Source organism: Georgenia satyanarayanai (genome assembly GCF_009193135.1).
Taxonomy (GTDB): Bacteria; Actinomycetota; Actinomycetes; order Actinomycetales; family Actinomycetaceae; genus Oceanitalea; species Oceanitalea satyanarayanai.
Genome location: NZ_VUKC01000017.1, coordinates 1 through 24,155 on the forward strand (window position 1 = coordinate 1; position 24,155 = coordinate 24,155).

The 24,155-nt window shown below is 75.0% G+C and carries 12 protein-coding genes and 1 pseudogene; all 13 read right to left on the reverse strand.

Annotated elements, in window-relative coordinates; genetic code table 11:
- Positions 1 to 796, reverse strand: a pseudogene (locus GD632_RS14015) (hypothetical protein); the annotation flags it as partial.
- Between the two features lies 1 nt (position 797).
- The gene (locus GD632_RS16420) at positions 798 to 2,021 is read right to left on the reverse strand and encodes an FHA domain-containing protein (RefSeq protein ID WP_152192839.1); all 1,224 of its coding nucleotides are present in this window, start codon (positions 2,019 to 2,021) and stop codon (positions 798 to 800) included.
- An 83-nt stretch (positions 2,022 to 2,104) separates the two neighbouring features.
- Positions 2,105 to 2,401, reverse strand: coding sequence for a WXG100 family type VII secretion target (locus GD632_RS14025; protein WP_152192840.1), 297 nt, complete (start codon positions 2,399 to 2,401; stop codon positions 2,105 to 2,107).
- Between the two features lie 117 nt (positions 2,402 to 2,518).
- Positions 2,519 to 6,940, reverse strand: coding sequence for an FtsK/SpoIIIE domain-containing protein (locus GD632_RS14030; RefSeq protein ID WP_152192841.1), 4,422 nt, complete (start codon positions 6,938 to 6,940; stop codon positions 2,519 to 2,521).
- The gene (locus GD632_RS14035) at positions 6,940 to 9,198 is read right to left on the reverse strand and encodes a transglutaminase-like domain-containing protein (RefSeq protein WP_152192842.1); all 2,259 of its coding nucleotides are present in this window, start codon (positions 9,196 to 9,198) and stop codon (positions 6,940 to 6,942) included. Before GD632_RS14035 ends, GD632_RS14030 begins: the two co-directional genes overlap by 1 nt.
- Positions 9,195 to 10,466 carry a DUF58 domain-containing protein gene (locus tag GD632_RS14040; protein ID WP_152192843.1) on the reverse strand — a complete coding sequence of 424 codons (1,272 nt, stop codon included), beginning with the start codon at positions 10,464 to 10,466 and terminating at the stop codon, positions 9,195 to 9,197. The genes GD632_RS14035 and GD632_RS14040 overlap by 4 nt, the downstream gene beginning before the upstream one ends.
- A gap of 3 nt (positions 10,467 to 10,469) precedes the next feature.
- Positions 10,470 to 11,465, reverse strand: coding sequence for an AAA family ATPase (locus tag GD632_RS14045; RefSeq protein ID WP_152192844.1), 996 nt, complete (start codon positions 11,463 to 11,465; stop codon positions 10,470 to 10,472).
- 44 nt (positions 11,466 to 11,509) lie between these two features.
- Positions 11,510 to 17,716 (reverse strand): Ig-like domain-containing protein, encoded by a 6,207-nt coding sequence (locus GD632_RS14050; RefSeq protein ID WP_152192845.1) that lies wholly within the window; start codon positions 17,714 to 17,716, stop codon positions 11,510 to 11,512.
- 132 nt (positions 17,717 to 17,848) lie between these two features.
- Positions 17,849 to 18,559: a hypothetical protein gene (locus GD632_RS14055; protein ID WP_152192846.1), complete on the reverse strand. Its 711-nt coding sequence runs from the start codon at positions 18,557 to 18,559 to the stop codon at positions 17,849 to 17,851.
- 8 nt (positions 18,560 to 18,567) lie between these two features.
- The gene (locus tag GD632_RS16425; protein WP_152192847.1) at positions 18,568 to 20,076 is read right to left on the reverse strand and encodes a serine/threonine-protein kinase; all 1,509 of its coding nucleotides are present in this window, start codon (positions 20,074 to 20,076) and stop codon (positions 18,568 to 18,570) included.
- Positions 20,073 to 21,707, reverse strand: a complete 1,635-nt coding sequence (locus GD632_RS14065) for an FHA domain-containing protein (protein ID WP_152192848.1) — start codon at positions 21,705 to 21,707, stop codon at positions 20,073 to 20,075. Before GD632_RS14065 ends, GD632_RS16425 begins: the two co-directional genes overlap by 4 nt.
- Positions 21,704 to 22,507, reverse strand: coding sequence for a PP2C family protein-serine/threonine phosphatase (locus GD632_RS14070; protein WP_152192849.1), 804 nt, complete (start codon positions 22,505 to 22,507; stop codon positions 21,704 to 21,706). The genes GD632_RS14065 and GD632_RS14070 overlap by 4 nt, the downstream gene beginning before the upstream one ends.
- A gap of 56 nt (positions 22,508 to 22,563) precedes the next feature.
- The gene (locus GD632_RS14075; RefSeq protein WP_226924885.1) at positions 22,564 to 24,045 is read right to left on the reverse strand and encodes an alpha/beta hydrolase family protein; all 1,482 of its coding nucleotides are present in this window, start codon (positions 24,043 to 24,045) and stop codon (positions 22,564 to 22,566) included.
- Between the last annotated feature and the right edge of the window lie 110 nt (positions 24,046 to 24,155).

Consider the following 24,155-nt stretch of genomic DNA (forward strand, 5'->3'; position numbering starts at 1 on the left):
CGGCGGGCGGAGGGGGCGCCGCGCCCGGCACCCGGCCGCCGACGACGATCGAGCCGCTGCCGACGGCGGGCGTGAGGGACGCGACGGCGGGGTCGACGGAGGCCGGCTCGTCGTGGGTTGCCCGGTGCATGCGGGCGCGGTGCACGCGGCGCAGGCCGCTGGCGGTGAGGAGCGCGGGCAGCAGGCACACGAGCGCGAGGAGCACCTGGGTCACCCACTTCCCGCGCACGTCGTCGGCGGCGTAGGGGGTCGAGGCCTCGGGGTAGCCGAGGACGGCGCGCACCGCCAGGACGACCGCCGCCGCGGTGAGGAGCACGACGGCGAGGGTGCGCGGCAGCAGCGGCCGGCGCCACAGCTCACCCGCGCCGGAGGTGCGGTCGGCCGTGACCGCCTCCTCGTGGGCACGTCGCGTGTCGGGGTCCGCCGTCGTCGCGTCGACGCGCCCGCCGTCGGCGCGGACGGCGGTGGCGAGCGTCCACCAGCCGGCGGTCGCCCGGACCAGCGCCGACCCGGTGGCGACGACGACCCCACCGAGCACCGTGGCGGCGAGGAGCAGCCCGATCCCCGCGGCGGCGGAGCCGCCGGCGGCGACGCCCCGTCCCACGAGCACCGCTCCCCCGGCGCCCAGCGCCCAGGCGAGGGCGGCGAGGCCGAGCCGGGGCCACGAGCCGAGCGCGGCGGAGAGGTCGCCGAGCGCCTCGGCGCGGCGGATCATCATCGCGCCGTGGCCCGGCCACGGACGGTTGCGGGAGTCCGGCCCCAGCCAGGGGCGGGCGGCGGCGGGCGTGAGCGGCATGTCAGGCGACCTCGAGCGGACGTCGGGCGGCACCGGCCCGCACGTGCAGCCGGGTCCGGCCCAGGTAGATGATCGCGGGCACCCGCACCGTCGTGACCTGCCACGGCCGGCAGCGGACGAGGGCCCCGTCCGGGGCCTCGAGCAGCGTACCGTTCGTCGACGCGCGGTCGACGACGCGCACCAGGCCGTCCTCGAGGGTGATGGCGGCGTGCGTCTTCGTCACGGTCTGGTCGGTGAGGACGACGAGGTCGTCGACGAGGTCCTCGGGCCGGGCCTGGGGCCGGCGCCCGACGAGCGTGGTGCCCGGGCGCAGGCGGCGGCCGTCGGGCAGGACGACCTCGACGGCGTCCTCGTCCCCGTGCGGGACGGCGTCCTCCGGCCGGGCGAGGACGGCACGCAGCGAGGACAGGTCGAGCTCCACGGTCGGCGGGCCGAGCGGTGCGGGCGGGACGGCGGCAGCGGCCGGGCGCGGCAGCGCCCCCGGGGACGAGCGGGGCACCGGCGCCGCGGGAGGCGGCGGGGCGAACCCCGCCGGGTGCGGTGGTGCGGCCGCGAGCTCGCTCGCCACGGTGGGGCGCGTCCAGGCCGCCTCGAGCACCGCCCGGACGCCCCCGAAGGTGCCGACGGCCACCGCGGCGGCGGTGAGCGCCGCCACCGCGAGCGCCCCGATGACGACGGCGCGGGCCGGGTCCGGCACGGCGGGGGTGCCACTCGCGGCGAGGGAGGCACCGCCGAGGGTGCCGGACCGCGCGAGCGCCCAGGCGAGGGTGACGGTGAGCGCGACGGCCGCCGCGGCGGCGACGCCCGCGAGGGCGGCGCGCCAGCGCAGGACGGCGAGCAGGCGGCCGGCGTCGGTGTCGCTCGCGCCGGCGGCGGGCACGCGCAGCCACGCCGCGGCGGCCGCGGTGAGGCGCCGGCCGGCGCGCAGGACGGCGGCGGCGGTCCACAGCCCGGCAGCGAGGAGCAGCGCTCCGACGACGGCGAGCAGCGCCGTCGTCGCCGCGGGGAGGTCCTGCCACGGGAGCACGGCGAGGAGGGTGCCGCCCGCGGCCGTCAGTGCCGAGGCGAGCACGCCGAGGAGGGTCCGGCCGGTGGAGCGGTACCCGGCGGCGAGGACGTCGAGCGCCTCGCGCCGCAGCGGGGCGAGCTCGGCGTGGTGGGTGTGCGCGGGGACCGCCACGTCCAGGTAGGGCAGCGCCGCCCGCGGCAGGAGCGCCTCGCGCACCGTCGTCGTCCTCTCCAGTGGTGTGTGCAACGCACACCGCCGGGTACGGGCCCGTGGGCCCGTACCCGGCGGAGACGTCTGGGTCAGCCGCGCGCCTGGGCGGCGAGGGCCTCGTCGGTCGCCTGCATCTGGTCGGCGGCGCCGGTGAGGTAGTTCCCGAGGTTGGTGAGGTTCTCGATGACCTCGGTGGCGTTGGTCGTGAAGCTCGAGTAGGTCTCGTTGAACGCGCCGGAGGCCTGGTCGGTGACGAAGCCGGAGTTGACGAGGTTCTCGATGTAGGTCTTGAGCTCGGCGAGCTTCGTCTGGACCTCGTCCTTGCCGTTCACCAGGTAGGTGGCGGCGTTGCGCATCTCCTCGTAGGTCACGTTGATGTTGGCCACGGGATTCTCCTTCGGGTTCGGTTCCCCACCGCCCACCGGCGGGGTCTCACAGGGACATTCCTACCGGGTGCGGCGCCACCTTGTCGCGCCTCACCCATGGGGAGATCTCCCCTCTCCTCAGCCGAGGAGGGGGAGCTGGACGCGGCGGACCTTGGCCTTGTCGACGAGCATGCCGCGGCCCACCGGGAACTCCTTGCGCTGGACGCGCGGGAAGGAGGTGCGGAAGAGCGTGTCGCCCTCGAGCTGGTCGGGCTGCAGCGCCAGGCCGCGGCGGCCGTTGCGGATCTCCGACACGAGCGGCCAGGACGCGCCCCACGTGCTCGTGTCGCCCTCGCCGATGACGAAGTGCTCGTTGCGCTTGACGGCCTTGATGACCTCGACGAGCGGCGCGTCCGCGGGCGTGGTGAGGAAGTCCGACAGCGCCTCGATGACGACGACGGTCCCCACCTGCCCCTCCGGCGGCGGCTCCTTGAGCTCGGCGACGACCGCCTTGGCGAGCTCGGCGACGTCCGCGGCCCCGGTGGCCGCCTGCTCCCACAGGTCCAGGCCGCGCAGCGCGGAGCGCCGGGCCCCGAAGTAGAGGAACCGGGCCTCGGGGTGGGCGCGCCGGACCGAGCTGACGAGCCAGTGCAGGGCGTTGGTCCGCCCGGACTGCGGCGGCCCGGCGAGCAGGAAGGTCCCCAGCGCCTCGACGCCGACCGGCTCGAGGGAGTCGTCGGCGACCCCGACGACGGGCAGCCCGGCGAGGTCCCGGGGCATCGTGTCGGCCGGGACGAGCTCGGGCAGGCGGCGCACCGCGGGCGCCTCCGGCACCCCGGCGCGCCGCAGGGTGCCGGCGAGCTTCTCGATCGCGCGGACCTGCTCGGCGAGGTTGGGCGATCCCCCGAGCACGGCGACCTGCATCTCCAGCCCCCCGGCGATGGCGCGCCCGGGCGGGGAGGACTCGTCCAGGACGTCCTTGGGAGCCCCGAGCATCGCGTAGGCGTTGGCGTCGACCTGCCGCATGACGACCTTGCGCGGGAGGCTGCCGGCCACCGAGGACGGGATGGACCCGGCACGGTCGGCGGTGACGACGACGTGCACCCCGGCCCCGCGGCCGTCGACGAGGAGCTGGAGGAAGAGCTGGTAGTAGGGCATGCGGGCGCCCACGGACTCCCACTCGCTGCGGAAGGCCCCGTAGCCGTCGATGAGGAGGAGGATGCGGGGCTCGTCGGGGCGGCCGGCGATCTCGCGGTACTCCTCGATCGTGCTGGCGCGGGCGGCGGCGTAGCGCGCCGAGCGCTCCTCGACGGTCTCGCGCAGCTGGCGCAGCAGGCGCTGGACGCGCTCGGCGTCGTCGCCGTCGATGACCGAGCCCACGTGCGGCAGCCCCTCGAGGGCGGCGAGCCCACCGGAGGAGAAGTCCATCGCGTACACCTGGACCGGGCCGCCCTTGGGGGTGATGCCGGCGGCGATGGCGAGGGTGCGCAGCGCCGTCGACTTCCCCGACCCGCTGGCGCCGTAGAAGGCGATGTTGCCGTCGACGTCGGGACGGTAGTACGTCGTGACCTGGCGCTGGTGGGCGGGGTCGTCGACGACGCCGAGGGGCAGCGCGGAGTCGGTGCGCGGGTGGAGCGCGGACAGGTCCTGGACCTCGGCGAGGGTGGGCAGCCACGGCTTGCGCGGCTCGGGCACCGCGGCGCCGAGGGCGGCGGCGCGGATCGAGTCGACCACCCGCCGGATGTCGGTGGGCCCCTCGTCGGCGGGACCGGTCTCGAGCTCCTCGGGCTTCTCTGGCCGCTCCCAGCGGGTGCCGGCGCCCATCGCGAGGGTCTCGACCTCGACCTGCGGCTTGGGGCGCGCCGTCGTCGAGCGGCCGCCGGCGTAGCCGGTCTGGAACATCGTCACCCGGCCCGGGCCGGTGCGGGCGGCGCCGCGTCCGGGCAGGGACGGGTCGAAGCCGGCGGCAACGGGCAGCCCGAGGACGTCCTTGGAGTCGGACTCGTCGTTCATCCGCAGCGCGACGCGCAGGTTGGTGTTGGCGCGCAGGTTGTCCTTGATGACGCCGGCGGGGCGCTGCGTCGCGAGGACGAGGTGCAGGCCCAGGGAGCGGCCGCGCTGGGCGACGTCGACGACGCCGTCGACGAACTCGGGCACCTCGGTGGCGAGCGCCGCGAACTCGTCGACGATGATGATGAGGCTCGGCGGGCACTCCGGGTCCCCGGTCCGCTCGAGCGCGAGGAGGTCCTTGGCCCCCTTGCGGTTGAGGAGGTGCTCGCGGAAGTGCAGCTCCGCGCGCAGGGAGGTGAGCGCGCGGCGCACGAGGTGCGGGGACAGGTCGGTGACGAGGCCGACCGTGTGGGGCAGGTCGACGCAGTCGGCGAAGGCCGAGCCGCCCTTGTAGTCGACGAAGAGGAAGGTCACCCGGTCCGGGCTGTGCGCGGCGGCCATGCCGAGCACCCAGGACTGGAGGAACTCCGACTTGCCCGCACCGGTCGTGCCGCCGACGAGCGCGTGGGGGCCCTGGGTGCGCAGGTCGAGGGTGAAGGGCTCGGTGGCCGCCTGGCCGATGAGCGCCCGGAGGTTGGCGTCGTGGCGGCGCCGCTGGGGCGGGGTGCCGTCACGCGGGACGAGCGACCCGTTCTCGCGCCAGCGCTCGAGGGTGGCGGCGGGCCCCTCCGCCGTCTCCGGGCCGACAAGACCGAGGTAGGAGACGCGGGCGGGCAGGTCGGAGGCGTCGTCGACGGGCGCGCCGGCGTCGACGACGGCGGCGAGGTGCTTGGCCAGGGCGAGGACCTGGTCCTCGCTCGCCGTGTCGCACGCGAGCGGGCGGATCGCGGCGCCCTGCTGGACGTAGCCGGCCGTCGCGCCGTCCGCCGCCGTCGAGACGGTGACGAAGGTGCGGCACACGGCGGGCAGGCGCTCCTGCGCGGGGGCGCACCACAGGACGTGGATCCCGACGGCGGGCCCCTCCTCCGCGATCCGCACGAGCCGCCCGCGCTCGATGGGGGCGTCGTCCTCGACGAGGAGGACGACGGTGGGCAGCTGGAGCGTACGGGAGGCCCCGGCCGCGCGGCGGCGCGCGTCGAGGAGCCCCTCGATCCGGCCGACGAGCTGGATGACCCCGGCCTGGTTGGACCCGACGTGCGCGCCGTCGAGCGGGGAGTGCACCGAGCCGACGTGCGGCAGCCACTTCGTCCAGTCCCAGCGCGCCGCGCTCGCGGCGGAGGTCGCGACGGTGAGGACGAGCTCGGCCGGGGAGTGAAGGGTGACGAGCTGGGCGACGGCCGCGCGGGCGACGTCGTCCAGGACGTGGCGCGGCCCGGCGAGGCCGAGCGCGCCGCTCTCGCGCAGCTGGACGGTGGCGGGGACCCCGTCGACCTCCCGGAAGTCCTCCCGCAGGGCCGCGACCATCTCCCAGTGCTCGGGGATGGCGGCGTTGCGCGCGGGCAGCGAGACCTCGTTGCGCGAGGGCAGCGTGCCCAGGCCCAGGCGCAGGTCGAGGTAGGCGTCGTGCTCGGGCCGGCGGGTCCACAGGAGCGGCTCGAGGGCGAGCACGGAGCCGCGGATGTCCTGGACGGCCGGCGACTCCCCCAGCCGTGTCACCCGCTCCCGCTCGCGCTCGGCCTCGAGCTCGGCGCGCATCGCGTCGACCGACTGGCCGAACTGCTCGATGGCGGCCCGGTACTCGCGCTTGTTCGTCGTCCGCTTGTCGAGGTAGTTGCCCACGACCATGAGCGGCATCATCGCCATGAACACCAGGCCCAGGGCGCCGCGGCCGAAGTAGATGAACACGGGCGCCATGAGGAGCGGGATCATGAGGATGACGAAGGGGAACTTCGCCGGCTTCGGCGGCTCGGGCGGCTTGGGGGCGTCGCGCTCCTCCCCCGCGTAGACCGGTGCCAGGCGCGGGGAGCGGTTGAACTCGACGTGCGCGGCGCCGGGCGCCGCGTGGCGGCTCGCGGCGATGCGGGTGACGCGGATCGTCGTGTCCCCGAGGGTGACGGTGTCCTCCGGGAGCAGCGCGGCCCGCTGGACGAGGCCGTCGCCCATGAGCAGGCCGTTGGCGCTGCGCAGGTCGACGACCTCGATGATGTCGGTGACGGCGAGGCGCGCGTGCTCCTTGGAGACCGTGGGGTCCGAGAGCCGCACGTCGCAGCCCTTGCCGCGGCCGATGATCGAGGTGCCCTCCGGGAGGGTGACCTCCAGGCCGGCGTCGGGGCCGTCGATGACGGTGAGGCGCGCGGCGGCGGGCAGGTCCCCGCCGGCGCCGTCGAAGCGGGCCGCGGCCTGCGCGAGGGAGACGACCGAGCCGGAGCGGACCGTCTCGGCGGCGGCGTCCTCGGGCAGCAGCAGCCGGGTGGAGCGGTCCTCCGAGCCGGGGGTGCCGTGGACGCGCAGGGTGAGCTCGCGCCGCTCCTGCTCGGACAGCAGCGTGGGGACGGGGTCGGTCTCGGCGAGCGCGCGCGCGAGCTCGGCGACCGTGGCGGTGCCGTCGACGGTGACCGCGAGGTCGGCCGGCTCGGCGGCGGTGCGCAGCAGCGTGAGCTTGATCCGCATCAGCGGCCCTTTCGCAGTGAGGTGAGCGAGACCCGTGAGCGTAGCCAGCGGCGCCGGCCCACGGCCCGGCGCAGGCGGCCCTCGGTGGACTGGACGTGCTCCCAGTACCCGGTGACAGCACCCTCGTCCGGCAGCACCGGGCCGAAGACGCCGGCGTCGGCGTGCCGGGCGAGCGAGCCGGCGTCGAGCCCGGAGACGTCCACCGGCCGCGTGCCGCGGCGCCGGGTGCTGCGCCCGCCGGCGAGGCTGTCCTCGAGCTCCCGGGCCTGCTCGTGGCGGGTGCCCGACCCGGTGACCGGGACACCGAGGTCACGGGCGCGGTCGACGACCTCGTCCCAGCCGCCGGCGACGCGGCCGGAGCCGCTGCCGCGGGTGCGGCGCCGGCGCCGGCGCAGCACCTTGAGCAGGACGATGAGGAGGAGCGGCAGGAGGAGGACGAGGAGCGAGACCCCCACGCCGAGGACGATGAGCAGGGTGTAGCTCAGCGGCTCGTCCTCGGGGACGTCCTCCTCGTCGGCGTCGACCTCGTCGCGGTCCATCGGCGGCGCGTCGGGCGGCTCCTGGGCGGGTGGCGGCGGCTGGAGCACCTGCGGCTGCGGGCGGTCCTGCGGCTCGGGCTCCTCGACCTGCGGGATGCGGTCCTCGTCCGGCGTCGGGTAGAAGGGCACCCAGCCGTGGTCCTCGAAGGCGACCTCGACCCAGGCGGTGACGTCGTCGCCGGTGATCTCCACCGGGCCGCTGCCGCCCGCCGCCTCCGGCACGAAACCCATGACCACCCGGGTGGGCAGGCCGACGGCGCGGCCGAGGAGGCCCATGAGCGCCGCGTACTGCTCCTCGTCCCCGATCATGAGCTCCTCGGTGACCATCTGGGCGAGCCGGGCGGCGCCGTGGCCGGCGAGGGAGGGCGCGTCGCCCTCGAGGCCGTGGGAGAAGTAGCCCTCCTGCAGGCTGCCGACGAGGGCCTGGACCCGCGCGAGCGGCGTCTCGGCGGCCGCGATCATCGACGACGCCTCGGCGATGACCATCTCCGGGACCCCGGACAGCTCGGGCTGGTCGACGCGGCCGAGCGGCGCGCCCTCGAGCGCGCTGACGGGCGGCTCGACGACGGGCGTGGCGAGCAGGGAGTAGCTGTCGCCGCCGCGCAGGCCGCTCGTGACGATGCCGGTGGACGAGGCGCGGTTGAAGTAGAGGTTGCGGGCGGTCTCGGTCGCGTCCGGGCCGGCGAACTCGACGTCGTAGGTGCGGCCCACCGTCGGCAGCCACACCCCGGCGTACTCGCCGAGCTCCACCTCGACCGTCGTCGCGTCGTCGGGCACGGTGGCCTCGACGCGCTCCCCGATCCGGGTGAAGGTGCCCGAGCCGGCGGCGTTGCCGTCCGCGCTGCCCGCGACGGCCCAGGTGGTGCCGTCGTAGGCGTCCATCGTCGCCAGCCGCACCGGCGCCCCGGCGGGCAGTCCGGTCACCGTGAGGATCGTGTCCTCGCGGTGGTCCTTGAGGTAGGAGCGGAAGCCGGCGAGCGGGCTGGGGTAGTCGTGCGGGTCGAGCGGCGGCTCGATGATCTCGCGCAGGACGACGCGGTGGGTGTCACCGGGGGCGAGGAGCCCGACGCCGGTGCCGCCGGCCGCGGCGACCGCGACGAGGACGAGGACCGCCACGGGGCGTCCCTGCTGCAGCCGGCCGGTGCGCCACGTCGCCCACAGCAGCCCGGTGAGGGCGCCGACGAGGGCGAGCGGGAGCGCGAGAACTTCACGGGCCGTGCCGAGGAGGATGGCTCCGGCGAGGACGACGGCGGGCGCGAGGAGCGCCCACGCGGGCCGGCGGGTGCGCAGCGAGACCGTCACCGCGACGAGCGTGGCGAGCAGGGCGAGGAGGTAGGGCGCGGTGAGCGTGGTGCCCACCGCCCCGAGCGGCGGGGCGAGGGTGACGACCTGCTTCCACGACGTCACCGCGCCGCTGCCGACCGCCCCCAGCGTCTGGGGGGTGGGGACGATCCCGGCCAGCGCCGTCGTCGGGGCGCCGAGGGAGGACCCGAGGACGGTCGCGCCGAGGGTGGCGGCGACCACGGTGAGGGTGGTCCAGCGGCGCCACGCGCCGAGCGTGGCGACCAGGGTGCCGAGCACCGCTCCGCCGAGCGCGGCCGCGACGAGGCGGCCGCTGCCGTAGACGGGCACGAGCGGGACGAGGGCGAGCAGGACGAGCCCGACGGGGACGAGGACGTCGACCCAGCGGGCGCGCAGCAGCGCGAGGTAGTCGCTCACCGGCGCTCGGCCTTCCGGAATCCGCGGCGCAGCTCGGAGAGCTCGCCGATCGTGAGGACGGTGACGACGCCGACAGTGTGGACGGCCGTCTCGGCGCCGGCGACCACCTGGACGGCGAAGGCGCGCGCGTCCACGGGCAGGACGGCGCCGGCGGCCCGGATCTGCTCTGGGGTGACGGTGGAGCCGCACACGAGGACGACCATCGAGGCGCGCTCGACCTCCCGGCTGATCTGGTGGGCGATCGACAGCACGCCGGTGGGGCCACCGTCACGCTCGACGCGGGTGAGGGCGTCGAGGTACTGGCCAGCGGAGACGGCGCGCAGGGTCTCGTGACTGGTGAGGGTGGTGAGGTCCTTCTCCTCGCGCATCGCCTGGAGGGCGAGGGAGCCGAGGGTGGAGACGGCGGTCTCGAACTCCTCGTCCTCGGCGTAGTCGCGCTCGTTTCGGCTCATCCCGACGACGAGGTGGGAGCGGCGGGTCTCCTCGAACTGGCGGACCATGAGCTTGCCGGCGCGGGCGGAGGTGCGCCAGTGGACGTAGCGGCGGTCGTCGCCGGGGACGTACTCGCGCAGGGCGTGGAAGGACAGGTCGGCGCTCGTGACGTCACGGGTCGGCTTGCCCTCGAGGTCGTGGATGAAGCCGGCGGCGGAGGAGCTGAGCACGACGGTGCGCGGGTGGACGTAGAGCTCCTGCGGGTCGCCCCAGGCGACGCCGCGGCGCATGAGCCCGAGCGGGTCGCCGCGGACGGTGCGGACCGGACCGACCTGGATGACGCTGCGCCGGCTCGTGGGGATCGCGAAGATCTCCTCGTGGTCCTCACCGGCACCGAGGCCGGGCAGGTGGAAGCCGACCTCGGCGGCGCCGACGGGCAGCTCGACGCGGGCGGGCAGCACCGGGTGCGCGGCGGCGTTGCGGACGGTGACCCCCGCCATCGCCCGCTCCCCGACGACGACGCGCCGGTCGCTCAGGCGCAGGCTCACCTCGTAGGGGTGGCGGCCGAGGGTGAAGACGAGCGCCGCGACGAAGGTCGTGACGAGCGTGGCGCCGAGGACGACGAGCTCGACCCAGCCGAGGCGGCGCCCGGCGACCCAGGCGAGGAGCCCGACGGCGAGCACCGCCCAGCCGGCGACGCTCACCGCCTTGGCGGCGCGCCCGATCCCGAGCCGGGGGGCGCGGGTGCGGTCGACCAGGGACCGCAGCGCGCTCGTCTCCGCGAGTCGTCCGGAGAGGGCGGCGCGGCCTCGGGTGGTGGTGGAGGGCTCGCTCACGGCTTACTGGTCGCCGCCGCGGCGGGTGGGCGGGGCGATCTCGGCGAGGACGCCGCGGATCGCACCGGCCGCCGTCGCCCCCTCGAACTCCGCCTCGGCGTCGAGCACGATGCGGTGGGCGAGGACCGGCTCGGCGAGGTCCTTGATGTCGTCGGGGACGACGTAGTTGCGTCCGTGCGCGGCGGCCCACGTCTTGGCGGCGCGGATGAGGGAGATCGCGCCGCGGACGCTGACACCGATGGTGACGTTCTCCGCCCGGCGGGTCTCGGCGACCACGCGGGAGACGTACTCGAGGACGGCGGCGTCGACGTGGACGGTGCCGGCGAGCTCGATCATCTCGACGACGGCAGCGCCCGTGATGACCGGCGTGACGCCGCCCGCCCGGTCCCGGGTGGAGGCGGCGGCGAGGATGCTCACCGTCGCGTTGTGGTCCGGGTAGCCGACCGAGGTCTTCATGAGGAAGCGGTCCAGCTGCGCCTCGGGCAGGCGGTAGGTGCCGGCCTGCTCGACGGGGTTCTGGGTGGCGAGCACGATGAACGGGCGCCCGACGTCGTAGGGCACGCCGTCGAAGGTGACGCGCCCCTCCTCCATGACCTCCAGGAGTGCGGACTGCGTCTTCGGCGAGGCGCGGTTGATCTCGTCGGCGAGGACGACGGAGGCGAAGATCGGGCCCTTGTGGAACTCGAACTGCTGGGTCTTCGGGTCGAGGATCGACACCCCGGTGACGTCGGAGGGCAGCAGGTCCGGGGTGAACTGGATCCGCGAGCTCGTCGTCTGCACGGCCGCGGCGAGCGAGCGCGCGAGCTGGGTCTTGCCCGTCCCGGGGACGTCCTCGAGGAGCACGTGGCCGCCGCTGAGCATCGTCGTGACGACGAGCCGGATGACGCCCGCCTTGCCGACGACGGCCCCGCCGACGGCGGAGACGATCCTCTCGAAGGTGTCGGCGAACCACGCCGCCTGGTCGGGCGTCATCGTGGTCTGCTGCTCGGTCGCGGTCATGCGGGCTCCGTGTGTCTGGGCGGCGTGCGGGAAGGTCGTTCGGGCTACCAGGTGATCGTGTCGCAGGCGTTGACACCGTTGCCGGTGACGCACACCCCCACGCGCTCCCCGGGCTGTCCGCGGAAGGTGCCGCTCTGCCAGCTGCCGGAGCCGGAGAGCGAGCGGGTGTAGGTCCGCCAGGTGCCGTCACCGGGCTCGTTGGACGCCGTGAACCGCACGGTGTAGGTGCCGCTCGGCATGTCCGCCCACGAGAACTTGAGGAATGCGCACGAGCTGTGGGTGCACGACGGCTGGCGCGTGGCGTCGCCCTTGAGCATCCGGACGCTCGGGTCCGGCGGGGGCGGGGGCGGGCGGCGGACCGGTGCGTCGATGGTCCGCACGGAGGCGTTCGCCGTCCGCACCTCGCCGTCGGCCCGCTGGGCCCGGATCTGGGCCTCGTAGGTGGTGCCCCAGTCGCCGTCGACCTTGCGGCTGCCGTTGGCCGGGACGTTCTCCCAGCCGCCGTTGCCGATCTTCAGCTGGACGCTGGTCACCTCTCGCCCGTTGCCGTCGGGCGTGGTCCACCTGAACGTCGCACCCGGCTGCTCGGTGACGGTATCGACGTAGGTGTTGTGGGCACCGTGCCGCTGCGCGGTCATCGTCGCCTGCCCGAAGGGGCCGTAGGGCACGGCCGCCGCCGAGGCCGGGCTGGCCTCACCGCAGTAGGTGTTGCAGGCACGCACCGAGAACGTGTAGCTCGAGCCGTCGTTGAGGCCGGTGATGAGCTTGTTCGAGGCGAGCTGGCTCCACCCGCCGCCGTTGACGCTCACCTCGAAGCGGCGGATCGGGTCACCGTTGTCGGCGGGGTTCTGGTGGGCGAGCTGGACCTGGCCGTCGCTCCCGGTGGCCTGCGCGGTGACGCTCGGGACACGGTCGGGCTGGAGGAAGGACCGCACGGACGCCGACGGCGGGCTCACCGGGGAGGTCCCGGCCTTGTTCGTCGCGGCCACGGTCACCGTGTAGTCACTGCCGGCCGGCGCGTCCTCGGTGAAGGAGGTCTGGCCCCCGGGCACCGTGAAGGACTTGAAGGCGGACCCGTCACGGCGGATGACGACGTCGTAGGACGCGATCGCGTCGCCGTTGTTCGCCGGCGGTGACCACGAGGCGGTGATCTGGGCGTTGACCGGGGAGTCGACGCGCTGGGCGACCGGCGCGACCGGCTGCTCGGGCTTGCCGGCCGGCACCTCCGGGGCCGACCACTCCGACCACTCGCTGGGGTCGGGGGCGTCGTTGTGGGCGCGCACGCGCACGGTGTAGGACTGCCCGTTCTGCAGACCGCTCCACGTGTGGGAGTTGCCGCTCACCGAGATCTGCCCGCCACCCGGTGACGGGGCGATCTGCAGGTCGTAGGAGGTGACGTCCGAGCCGCGGCTGACCGGCGTCGTCCAGTCCACCTCGAGCTGGCCGTCCCCGAAGGTGAGGGTCGGCGCCGCGGGGCGCTCGGGCTTGACGTCGGGGCGCGCGACCGCGGACGGACCCGAGGGCTCGGAGTCGCCGACCTTGTTGGTCGCCGTCACCGTGAAGGTGTACTCGACGTCGTTGGTGAGGCCGCCGATGGTGCACGTCGTCGTCGGGCACTGCTGGCTCACGCCGTTGGCCTCGACGCGGTACCCGGTGATCGGGGCGCCGTTGTCCGCGGGGGCGGACCAGGTGAGGACGACCGTCCGGTCGCGCACCTCCTCGACGCGCGGGGGCGCGGGGCGCTCGGGGACACCGATGACGGAGTAGGAGATGCGGCCCTCGACGTCGCGCAGCGGGTCACCCGTCGCGTCCTGGACGGTGAAGCGCACAGCGGCGCGGCCCACGAAGTCGGCTCCAGCGGTGACGGTGACCGTGTCGCCGTTCGTGACGGGCTCGGGCCCACCGGTCTCGCTGCGCGCCCCGACGACGGTGAGCGGCTCGCCGGGGAAGGGGTTGAAGGCGCCCCGGAGGACGTCGACCGACTCCGACTCGCCCTGCTCGATCTCCCCGAGGTCGACGTCGTTGACCGACGCGAGGCGCCGGTTGGACGCCGCCACGGTCACCTCGACGACGCCGGGCACCGGCTCGGCCTTGGAGTCCGAGACGGTGAGCTCGATGTTGCCCGCCGTCCCGCGCGGGGTGTCGACGGGCGCGGAGACCGTGAGGTTGGGGCCGTCCAGGCTCGCGTCGATCCCCTCGGGCACCCCGGTGAGCTCGTAGCGCAGCTGGTTGAAGTCGCCCGTGTCCGGGTCCTCCGACAGCTGGCGCAGGTTGAGCCCGACCGGCCCCTCGGCGGGCACGACCTCGATCGCGGCGCCGTCGAAGGTCGGCGGGGTGTTCTCGGTGGACTCGACGGTGATGTCCAGGGTGAGCACCGCCGTGAGGCCCTCCGGGTCCTCGGCGCTCTCGCCGTCGGTCACCTCGAAGGTGAGGGTCGCCGGCCCCGCGTAGGTGGGCGCGGAGGTGAAGGTGAGCGTCGTCGGGCCGACGACGGGCGAGCTGCCGTCGGAGTTCGTCGCGCGCACCTTCTCCGCGTCGGTGAGCCGGACCTCCTTGCCGCTCGGGGCGATGACGTAGTCCGCGAGCTCGAGCTCGCGGGTCTCCCCCGTCGCGACGACGATGGGGTCGACGTCGGTGCGCAGCACCGGCCCGGAGTCCTCCAGGCCGGGGACGTCGACGAAGGCGTAGGACGTGAGGCCGTCGAGGTCGGTCACCGAGTAGGTGAGCACCTGGCGGGACGCCTGGACGTCGACCTGCACCTCGTTGTCGACCACCCGCGCGTTCTCGGGGGAGCCCTCGAGGCCGACCGTGAGGTCCTCACGGGTGCCGTCCGGGTCGAAGTCGTTGTCGAGGACCGGGATCGTCACCCGCTCCTGGTCGAGGATGGTGATCGCCCGGACGAGGTCGTCGACGGCGACCGGGGCCTGCAGCGGCGCGTCGGCCGAGACGCTGACGGTGATGATGCCCGTCGAGGTGCCACCGCGCTGGTCGCTCACGTGGTAGGGCAGCACGAAGGTGCCCTCCTGCTCGGGGGTGGTGATGCGCAGGCGCCCGCTGTCGAGCTGCTCGACCTCGAGCTCCTCGACCTCGTCGAAGGCGGGGTCACCGAGGTAGAGCGGGTCACCGTCCGGGTCGGTGTCGTTGACGAGCGGGTCGAAGTCGACGATGCGGCCGGGCCTGACGAGCACCTCGTCGTCGACCGCCTGCGGCGGGCGGTTGAGCTCGGGCGGGGGGACGACGGCGACGCGCGCCGTCGCCGAGGCGTAGGTGCCCATGCGGTCGCGCACGGCGTAGGTGAAGGTGTCGGTCCCGGTCGAGCGGGAGTAGGCCTCGTAGTCGATGTACGTGGGGCCGACCTCGACGATGCGCCCCTTCGTCGGCGCCCGGTCGGCGCCGAGGAGCTGGACGGAGTCGCCGTCGGGGTCGATGCCGAAGAGCGGGACCTGGATGCGCACCCGCTCGCCGGCGAAGGCGCGCGACTCGATGGGAAGCGGCTGCGGCGGGGCGTTGCGCTCGCCGTCGTCGGCCTGGACGTAGATCGTCACCTGGGCGGAGGCGCGCTGGTCGGCCTCGTCGACGACCTCGTAGACCGCGTTGATGGTCTGCGGCTGCTCCGGCGCGCGGAAGCGCAGCGTGTCCCCGGAGGCGAAGAGGTGCCCGGCCTGCGGCTCCTCGACGAGCTCGGGCGACAGCTCGAACTCCAGGCCCGCCGGGTGGGAGTCGTTGGACAGCACGGGGATGGTGACGAAGTCGCCGGCGCGGACGTTGGCGACGTCGGCCTGGGCGACCGGGGGCTGGACGAGCGAGTCGGGCGGCACCTGCATGACGACGACCTCGCCGGTCGCGCTCGACTCGCCGTTGGACACCTCGTACGTGAGGCGCTGGGTCGTCTGGACATCCTGGCTCGCGGTGATCTTGAGGATCCGGTGCTCGAGGACGGCGACGGTGAGCCCGGAGTCCTCCGGCACGTCGACCTGCCGCACGGCGAGGAGCTCACCGCTGGGGTCCTCGTCGTTGGCGAGGACGTCGACGAGCACCTGGCCCCCGGCGGGCAGCAGGCCGACGTCCTGGACGGCGACCGGCGCCGCCTCGGCGGGCTCGCGCACGTCGACGCGGATGAGGCCGGTGGCCGAGGCACCGGCGTCGTTGACCACGATGTAGGTGAGGTAGTACGTCTGTGCGGTGTCCGCGGAGAAGCGGAAGGCGCCGGCGTCGTAGTCGGGGACGACCTGCGCGCCGGGCACCTGCTGGACGTCGGCCAGGCGCAGCGGCTCCGCCTCGCCGCCCGGGTCGGTGTCGTTGGCCAGCGGCTCGACGACGGTCTCCTCCCCGGCGATGGCGGTGACGAAGTCGAAGACCGGCACGGGCGGGAGGGCACCCTCCGGACGGACGTCGACGTCGAGCTCGACCTCGGCGGTGTCCGTGCCGTCGTAGACCTCGACCGTCACCGGCTTGATGCCGGGGGTCACGCCGGAGTCGACGAAGGTCACGGCGCCGTCGGGCGTGAAGCGGACGATGTCGTCGGTGGTGGCGGTCGCACCGACGACGACGAGCTCGTCGCCGTCGGGGTCCATGACGGTGTCGAGGACGTTGACGCTGCCGGTCGCGCCCGACACGAGCGTGAGGGTCGCCGGGCGCACCTGCTCCGGTGGCCGGTTCGCCTCCGCGGGCACGACGGTGACGCGGGCGACGGCCTCGGCCTCCCCGCCGCGCCCGTCGCTCACCGAGTAGCGCATGGCGGCGGCGCCGCTCGCGCCGTCGGCGACCGCGATCTGCAGCGCGCGCCCGCCCATGATCGGGCGGACGGTGCCGAAGGACTCGGCCGGCGCGTCGAAGGAGGAGACGGTGAGGAGGTCGCCGTCGGGGTCGGTGTCGTTGGCGAGCACCTCGAGGACGGTCGTCGACCCGGCGCGCACGCCGAGCTCGTCGTCCTGGGCGATCGGGTCGCGGTTCTCCTGCTCGCGGTCGAGCGGGAGCTGCTCCTCGATCTGCTGCTGGGACTCCTCCTCGTCGTCGCTCGCCGCCTGCGGCGGGACGACGTCGTCCCAGTTCTCGACGATCTCCATCGCGTCCTTGACCAGCCACACGGTGCCGGCGACGAGGTCGTTGAGGACGACGACGTCGCGGTTGACGCGGAAGACGAGCCGCGCGTCGGTGAGGGTCTTGTCGATGGGCTGCTCGACGACCTCACCGTTCCCGCAGCGGGACTGGTAGACCCCGGTGCCGCCGGCCCAGGCGCCGTGGCTGCAGCCGGCGACGACCACCGGCTCGGTCGGTGTGCCCGGCTGGGAGACGCGGTCGACGCTCGGCTCCCCGCGGCCGAGGGGCACGCGGACGAGCCCGTCCCGGGCGGCGAGGACGACGTCGCGGGCGGCGGCGGACGGCGCCTGGAGGGCCACCTGGGCGGTGTCGGCGACGTCGGCGAGCTCGAGCGGCTCGGTCCCGGGCCGCAGGAGCGTGACGCGGTCCTGCTCGTCGCGCACGAGCACGACCGGCTCGTCGCCGACCGCGCTCACCTGGATCTCGGCGTCGGTGAGGCGCGCGGGGTCGATGCCGAGCTCGGCGACGGCGGGCTCCTCCTCGCCCTCGGGGTCGAAGCCGGCGGGGATGGTGACGAGCGTGGCGTCGCCCGGGGAGACGCCGTAGGTCGTGCCGTCCACGCCGACGGCGATGACGGCGTTGGCACCGAGCCCGGCCGTCGCCTCGCGCTCCTCGTCGGCGAGTCCGCCGGCGCCGAGGACGGGCGCGGTGTGGAGCTGGCCGCTGCGGGAGTCGAGGACGGCGAGGGTGTCGCCGGCCATCTCGATCTGGCGCGGACCGGGCAGGGAGACGGTCGTCGTCGTGAGGACGGTAGCGGGGTCGACCTGCTGGAGGACGCCGGTGCCCTCGTCGACGAGGAAGACGTCGCCGCCCTCCTGGAGGACGTCGAAGCTCGCGCTGCGGGCGGCGAGCCCACCGTCGAGGAGCTGGACCTGGCTGTTGAGGCGGCCCAGGCGCATGTGCTCCTGGCTCGTCACCCACACCCCGCCGTCGTTGAGGTCGACGTCCGCGGTGGCGACGCCGTCGTACAGCACCCCGGCGACGACGAGACCGGCGCCGAGGACGGTGACCGTCGCGGTGGAGACGACACGCTGGCGCCGCCTCGGGTCGGCGGCGGCGCGGCCCGGCCGCTGGGGGGTCTGGGCCCGGCGCGAGCGCCCGGGGACGTCAGGGCCGTCTGCACCGCTGTTCCGCCCGCGTCCGAGTCGCACGTGTTCCGCCCTGTGTCGTGTGTGGAGGCATGCTGGGGGCCGACGACCTCACCGGACCCCCGGCGCCGCTCCGGAGACTAGCAAAGGCAGGGGACGAAGGTCCTCCCGAGGGATGGGGAGAACTGCCCACCCTCAGGAGGAGGCGTTGCGGGCCTTCTCCTCGTCCAGCCCGAGCAGCTGGTCGGGGCTGACGATGCGGGAGGCGACGGCGTGCTCGACGAGCCGCGCCCGCCGGTTGACCGCCAGCTGCTGGGGGCCGCCGCGCAGCCCCCGCACACCGTTGCGGTCGAGCTTGTCGCAGACGTTGTCGAGCTTGCGGTTGAACTTCGTCAGCGCCCAGCCCAGCCGCTCGGCGGCCTGGGCTGAGGTGGGGATCGCCGCGCTCCCCCGGCCCGAGAGCACGGGCTCGGCCAGCGCGAGGACGAGGAGGTGCTGGGACTCGGTGAGGGCCACCGGCCCGATCGTCGTGTCCCCCACGTGCACCGGCTCGGCCTTGGCCGGGGCGAAGGTCGGGTCGGGGTTGACGAGGTTGATCTCGTACGTCGTCGGTCCCGCGGTGAAGAGGATCGTCGTGCCGGCGTAGACGAGCGGGAGGCGGGCGCCGGGGGCGAGCCACGCCTGGGTGTTCCCCTCGCTGTCGGCCAGGGTCGCGGAGAGCCGCGCACCGACGTTCTCGATCCACCACAGGTCCTCGACGAAGGCGATGCGCAGGAAGCGCCGGTGGAGGTAGGGGTTGTCGTCGATCTCGAGGACGCCCTCGCGCCCGATGTAGAACGGCTCGTCGCGGGCGATGGGGAACCACTCCCCGCAGAACTCCAGCTGCAGCGTGCTGTCCTCGCTCATCGTCTCCCTCACTCGACGCACGCCTCGGCCGGTTCGGCCGAGACCATGCCCTGCTCGGTGATCGTGCGGACCTCGACGCACACGCGTCCGCCGGCCTCCAGCGCCAGCGGCGGCTCGTCCACCGGCTGGCTCTCCCCGACCTTGTTCCCGTCGGTGCGCACCCACGAGTAGGTCAGGTCCCCGGGCACGTCGGGCGCCGCCCAGGTGAACTCGACCCGGTTGTCGTCGACCCGCTCGCCGCGCAGGTCGACGGGGCCGGGGACGACGTCGGGGATGACGACGGTCCCGATCGTCGACGTCGGCGTCGGCTCCGGCTCCTCCTCCCCGCGCAGCTGGCCGGCCACGGCGATCCCGCCCGCGACGACGACGGCGGCGGCCGCTCCCGCGACCACCCACCGGCGCGCGGGGCGACGGCGCTCGGGGGCGGCGTCGCCGTCGTCGGTGGCGACGGCGCGGCGGCTGCGGGTGCTCTCGGTGAGGTCCTCGGGCTCCCAGGCGTCGCGGACGGGGCGCAGCACGGTGTGCGGCTCGTCGTCCGCGGGCTGCGGGGGTGGCGGCGCGCCGGTGGGGTCGACCTCGGTGACGGCGCGCACGACCGTGCGGCCCTCGTCGGAGCCGTCGTCGGGGCTGGGGGCGGCGGGCGAGAGCCACGAGGTGTCGGGCACCTCGATGTCGGTCATCGCCAGGCGCAGCTCCTGCTCGACCACCTGGAGCGCGCGGGCGAGCTCGAGCGCGGTCGCCGGCCGGGCCGCCGGCGACTTGGCCATGGCGCGCGCGAGGAGCTGCTCGAGGGAGGCGGGGACGTCGGTGCGGCCGATCGGTGGCACCGCGTCGCGCTTGATCCGCATGGTGAAGTCGAGGCGCGAGTTCGGGCCGCCGGGCCGGGCGAAGGGCGAGCGGCCGGCGAGGAGGGTGTAGAGCGTGGCGGCGAGGGAGTAGACGTCGCCGGCCACCCCGGCGGACTGGCCCTCGACGGCCTCGGGCGGCGCCCACGGGATCGACACGCCGCCGGACTCGTCGGCGCCGGTGAGCCCGGCGATGCCGAAGTCGGTGAGCGCGGGGCGCCCGTACTCGGTGGTGAGGATGTTCGCGGGCTTGATGTCGCGGTGGACGATGCCCGCGCGGTGGGCGGTCTCGACGGCGCCGGCCAGCCGCACCCCGATGCCGAGCACCTCGGGGACGCCGAGGGGGCGCACCTTGACGCGCTCGGCGAGGTTGGGCAGCGGGCAGTACTGCATGACGAGGTAGGGGCGCCCGTCGGCGGCCGTGTCCGCGTGGTAGATCGTGACGATCGAGGAGTGCGTGGACAGCTGGGCCATGAGGTTGGCCTCGGCGCCGAACTGCTCCCGGGACTGCCCCTGCGTGGCCTCGTGGGTGAGGACCTTGATCGCCACCTGCCGCTGCGGCATGCGCTGGGAGTACAGGTAGACGTCGGCGAAGCCGCCGGAGCCGAGCAGCCGCTCGACGGCGTAGCCCGGCAGCTCCGGCGCCGGCGCGGGCTGGCGCCGTGGGCTCACTGCGCGCCCTCGGGCCGCTCGACGGTCACCGTGACGCCGGTGCCGAGCTCGATGACGGCGCCCTCCCCCACCGGCACGCCCGTGCCGGGCTGGAGCCGGACGGAGGGCTGGTCGGGGCGGTGGACGACCGTGCCGTTGGTCGAGTTGAGGTCGGTGACGACGACGTGCCCGCCGGCCGGCCGGACCTCGGCGTGCGTGGAGGAGATGTCGCGCTCGGGGTTGGACACGCTCACCAGGCGCGGCACCTCGGTGCCGGCGAAGCGCGCCGCCTCGGGCGCGCGGCCGAGGAGCACCGGGCGGTCCATCTCGATGCGCGGCCCGGTGGACAGGACGAGCTCGAGCAGGGGCGCGGGACGCTCGACCGGCTCGACGGCGACCTCGACGTCCGTGACGGGAAGGTCCGAGGCGAGGATGGTCTCGCCGTCGTGGTCGCCGTCGTCCGGCGGGGGCGGCAGGTCGACGGGCGCGCCGGCCGGGGCGGCCGGCGGGGTGGGCAGCGCGGCCGGGACGGGCGGCGGGCCGGCAGGGCGCAGGCGGCCCGGGACGGAGTCGATGATGCCGCCGGTCGTGCCGGTGTGCTCCTCGGGCTCCGGCTCGCGGGTGGCCTCGAGGTCGGCGTGGCCGCCGTCGTCCGCCGGCTCGGGTGCGGGCAGCTCGGGAGCGGCCGGCTCGGGAGCACCCTGCTCCGCGGCCTCGGGCCCCGGCTCGGGCTCGGGGACCGGGGTCGTCTCCCGGGCCTGCACCTGCTCGGTGGACCACAGGAGGAAGTCGTAGTCGTCGGAGTCCTCGGGCTCCTCCTCGGCGACGGCCGCGGCGCCGCCGTCCCCCGCGCCGGGTGCCGGCTCCGCGGGGGGCTGCTCCGGGGTGGCCGCCGTCTCGGCGAGGGGGGCTGCCGGCTGCTGGACGGGCGTCGTGCCACCGGAGAGCCAGGCGGGCATCGCCGCCGCCGTGCCGGGCGTGCTGGGTCCCGCTCCGGCGCCCGGCGCGCCCGGCACCGCGACATCCTCGGACGCGTCGGTGGCCGCGCCCGAGACCGCGCTCGGAGACTCGGCCGGCTGCGGCGCCGGCGGGGCGACGTCGCTGGGCTGCGGCGCGTCCTCCGCCTCGGCCGGCGTGGGCGCGGAGACGCCGACCGCTGCCGCGAGGGCGGGCATGCGGGCGACGGTGAGCTCGACGTCGTCGTCCTCCTCCTCGAGCGGCGCGGCGGGCACCTCCTGGCCCACGGCGAGCCGCACGGCGGCGGCGCGGACGATGCCGCCACTGAGGGGCAGCCACCCGCCGTCGTCGGCCGCGGCACGGATCGTGACGTCGCTGGCCGCGGGCACGACCTCCTCGCGCCAGGTCGCGTAGCCACGGGCGGAGACGACGTGGCCGGCGATGTCGACGTCGACGTCGCCGCGGACGAGGACGCGCAGGCCGTCGGGGTGCGTCTCGACCATGGCGAAGGACGGGAGGGTGGCGATGCCCCGCGCGGCGAGGTACTCGACCCAGGCGCCCAGGCGCCGCCCCGTCGTCGTCAGCTGCCACAGCTCGCGCGCGACGTCGTCGGCCACGCCGGGGTGGAGGAGCGCGAGGGCGCCGTCCGTGACGAGGGCCGTCCAGCCCCCCGGCAGGTACTCGTGCGCCGTCATCGGCCGGCTCCTGACTCGGCGCGCGGGAGCGTCGACCCGTGGTCCTCGCTCGCCCGCCGCTCGGTGCTGTCGACGTCGTCGTCCCCTCCGGCCGCGACGACGACGACGGAGACGTTGTCGTTCGCGCCCCCGCCCTGGACGGCACGGTCGAGGAGGGTGGCGGCGGCCTCGTGGGGGTGGGCGGCCGCGGCGACGACCTCGGCGATCTCGCCGTCGTCGAGCTCGCCGAACAGGCCGTCGCTGCACAGGACGAGACGGTCGGGGCCTCCGGCGCGGAGCATCCAGAAGTCGATGTCGGGCACGGCACCGGTGCCGACCGCTCGGGTGATGACGTTGCGCTGCGGGTGGCGGCGGGCCTCGGCGCGGCTGATCGTGCCGGCGTCGACCATCTCCTGGACGAGGGAGTGGTCCACGCTCACCTGCTCGAGCTCCTGGGTGGTCCAGCGGTAGATGCGCGAGTCGCCGACGTTGAAGACGAGCCAGAAGGGCTGGCCGTCCTCCTCGGTGAGGATCGCCCCGGCCACGGTCGTGCCGGCCACGGCGTCCTCCCCTGCCATCGCCTCGCGGATCCGCTCGCCGGCGCGGGCGATCGCGGCGGAGACGTCCTCAGGGCGCAGCGGCCGGTCCGAGCGGGCGAGGCCCTCGAGCTCGGTGACCACCGTCCGGCTGGCCATGTCGCCGCGCGCGTGCCCGCCCATGCCGTCCGCGACCGCGAAGACCGGAGGCTGCGCGAGCACGGAGTCCTCGTTCGCCTGGCGTCGACCACCCGCGTCGGTGGCCACGCCCCAGTGGATCTGCATCCGCTTCCTCTCGCTGTTCCGAGGGGGATCCTACGGGAGCGCGGACGGCCCCGCGGTCACCAGACCGTGGGGAAGACGCCCCAGTAGCCGGCGGCGAGGAGCAGGACGAGCGCCCCGAGGTGGACCCCCACGAGCGTGATCGTCCCGACCGTCCCGGTCCGCACCCCGCTGCGCCGCACGCGCAGCCAGGTGGTGGCCGACCAGACGCCCACCGCCGTCGTCCCGATGGCGACGGCCTGCACCCCCAGCCAGCCGCCCTGGACGGCGAAGGGGTTGGTCTCGTAGTTGAGCGCGAGGTCGGCGACGACGAGCAGGTAGGAGAGGAAGAGGGTCCACACGGCGAGCACCCCCATGGCGAGCGCCCCGGTGGTCCGGGCGAGCGGGGAGGGCAGACGCTCGCTGGGGCGGCGCACGAGCCGGGTGAGCACCCAGAGCACCGGCCCGAGCGCGAGGAGCGCGAGCGGACCCACGAGCGTGAGGACGATCATGTCGCCCGAGGCGTACCAGCGGGGACTGTCGACCGGCTCGGCACGGAAGCGCTGCTCGGGCTGGCCGCCGGCGATGCGCGGCTGGGCGTCGGCGGTCTCGGGCAGGCCCTGCACCCACCGCGCCAGCACCTCCGGGAAGCCGGGGGCGAGCTCGTCGTCCATCCGGATGCCGTGGTTGGCGCCCGCGAAGTAGCGCACGGTGTACCCGTCGTTGCCCGCCTCGGCGAGGTCCTCGATGACCTTGGAGGGCGCCTGCACGACGGGCATCGACACGTCCTCGGTGCCGTAGACCATGAGGACGGGCTGGCCCATGCGCTGCTGGTAGGGGCTGACGTCGAAGTCGGCGTAGACGAAGCCGCCGCCGGGGATCTCGCTGCCGAGGAGGCGGGGCACGGCGCGCAGCAGCTGCTCGGGGGCGCCGAGGTTGCGCAGGTAGGTGTCGGTCGCGAGGGCGAACTGCTCCCGCGCCGGGACGACGGGCGCGGAGACGAGGACGACGTGAGCCACCTCGGGGTTCTCCGCGGCGGCGACCGGGGCGATGAAGGCGCCCTCGCTCTCGGCGTAGAAGCCCACCCGGCCGGGGTCGACGCCCGGCCGGGCCGCGAGCTCGCGGAAGCTGTGCATGTAGTCCTCGGCCATCGCCGGGTAGTCCCGGAAGCGGGCGCTGTAGGTGTCCATCCGCTTGTCCGGCACCAGGGAGACGACGCCCGCGCTGGCCAGCGCCTCGGTGATCTGCCAGAAGTTGTCGTGCGTGGCGGTACCGGCGCCGTGCATGAACACGAGGCCGGGGCGCAGGCCGGGCGCACCGAGGGGCTCGTGGACCGTCGCCCGGACCGTGGCGCCGTCGAGCTCGACGGTGAAGGTCTCCGTCCGGGTCTCGTAGGTGCCGACCGGGTCGGTGGCGACGTCACCGCCGATCGCGACGTCGGGCGTCTGGACGACGAGCGTCTGCTGGAGCGGCTGGGGGTGCCATCCCGGGCCGGCGACGGTGCCGATGAGCCCGAACAGCAGGACCGCGACGACCGTCACGGCGACTCTCCACGACCTCACCGAGCCAGGGTAGTCGCACCCCCACCCCACCCCGCCCTCCCCCCTCCTCTTCCCCCTCTCCGCCGAATACGCACATACGGTCAGCGGGGTGGCCTCGGAAGACCTGAAAC

Bases quoted from the DNA above. Each gene is read 5' to 3' on its own strand.
- GD632_RS14030 (WP_152192841.1), bottom strand. From the start codon at position 6,940: ATGCGGATCAAGCTCACGCTGCTGCGCACCGCCGCCGAGCCGGCCGAC.
- GD632_RS14045 (WP_152192844.1), bottom strand. From the start codon at position 11,465: ATGACCGCGACCGAGCAGCAGACCACGATGACGCCCGACCAGGCGGCG.
- GD632_RS14055 (WP_152192846.1), bottom strand. From the start codon at position 18,559: ATGAGCGAGGACAGCACGCTGCAGCTGGAGTTCTGCGGGGAGTGGTTC.
- GD632_RS14065 (WP_152192848.1), bottom strand. From the start codon at position 21,707: ATGACGGCGCACGAGTACCTGCCGGGGGGCTGGACGGCCCTCGTCACG.
- GD632_RS14070 (WP_152192849.1), bottom strand. From the start codon at position 22,507: ATGCAGATCCACTGGGGCGTGGCCACCGACGCGGGTGGTCGACGCCAG.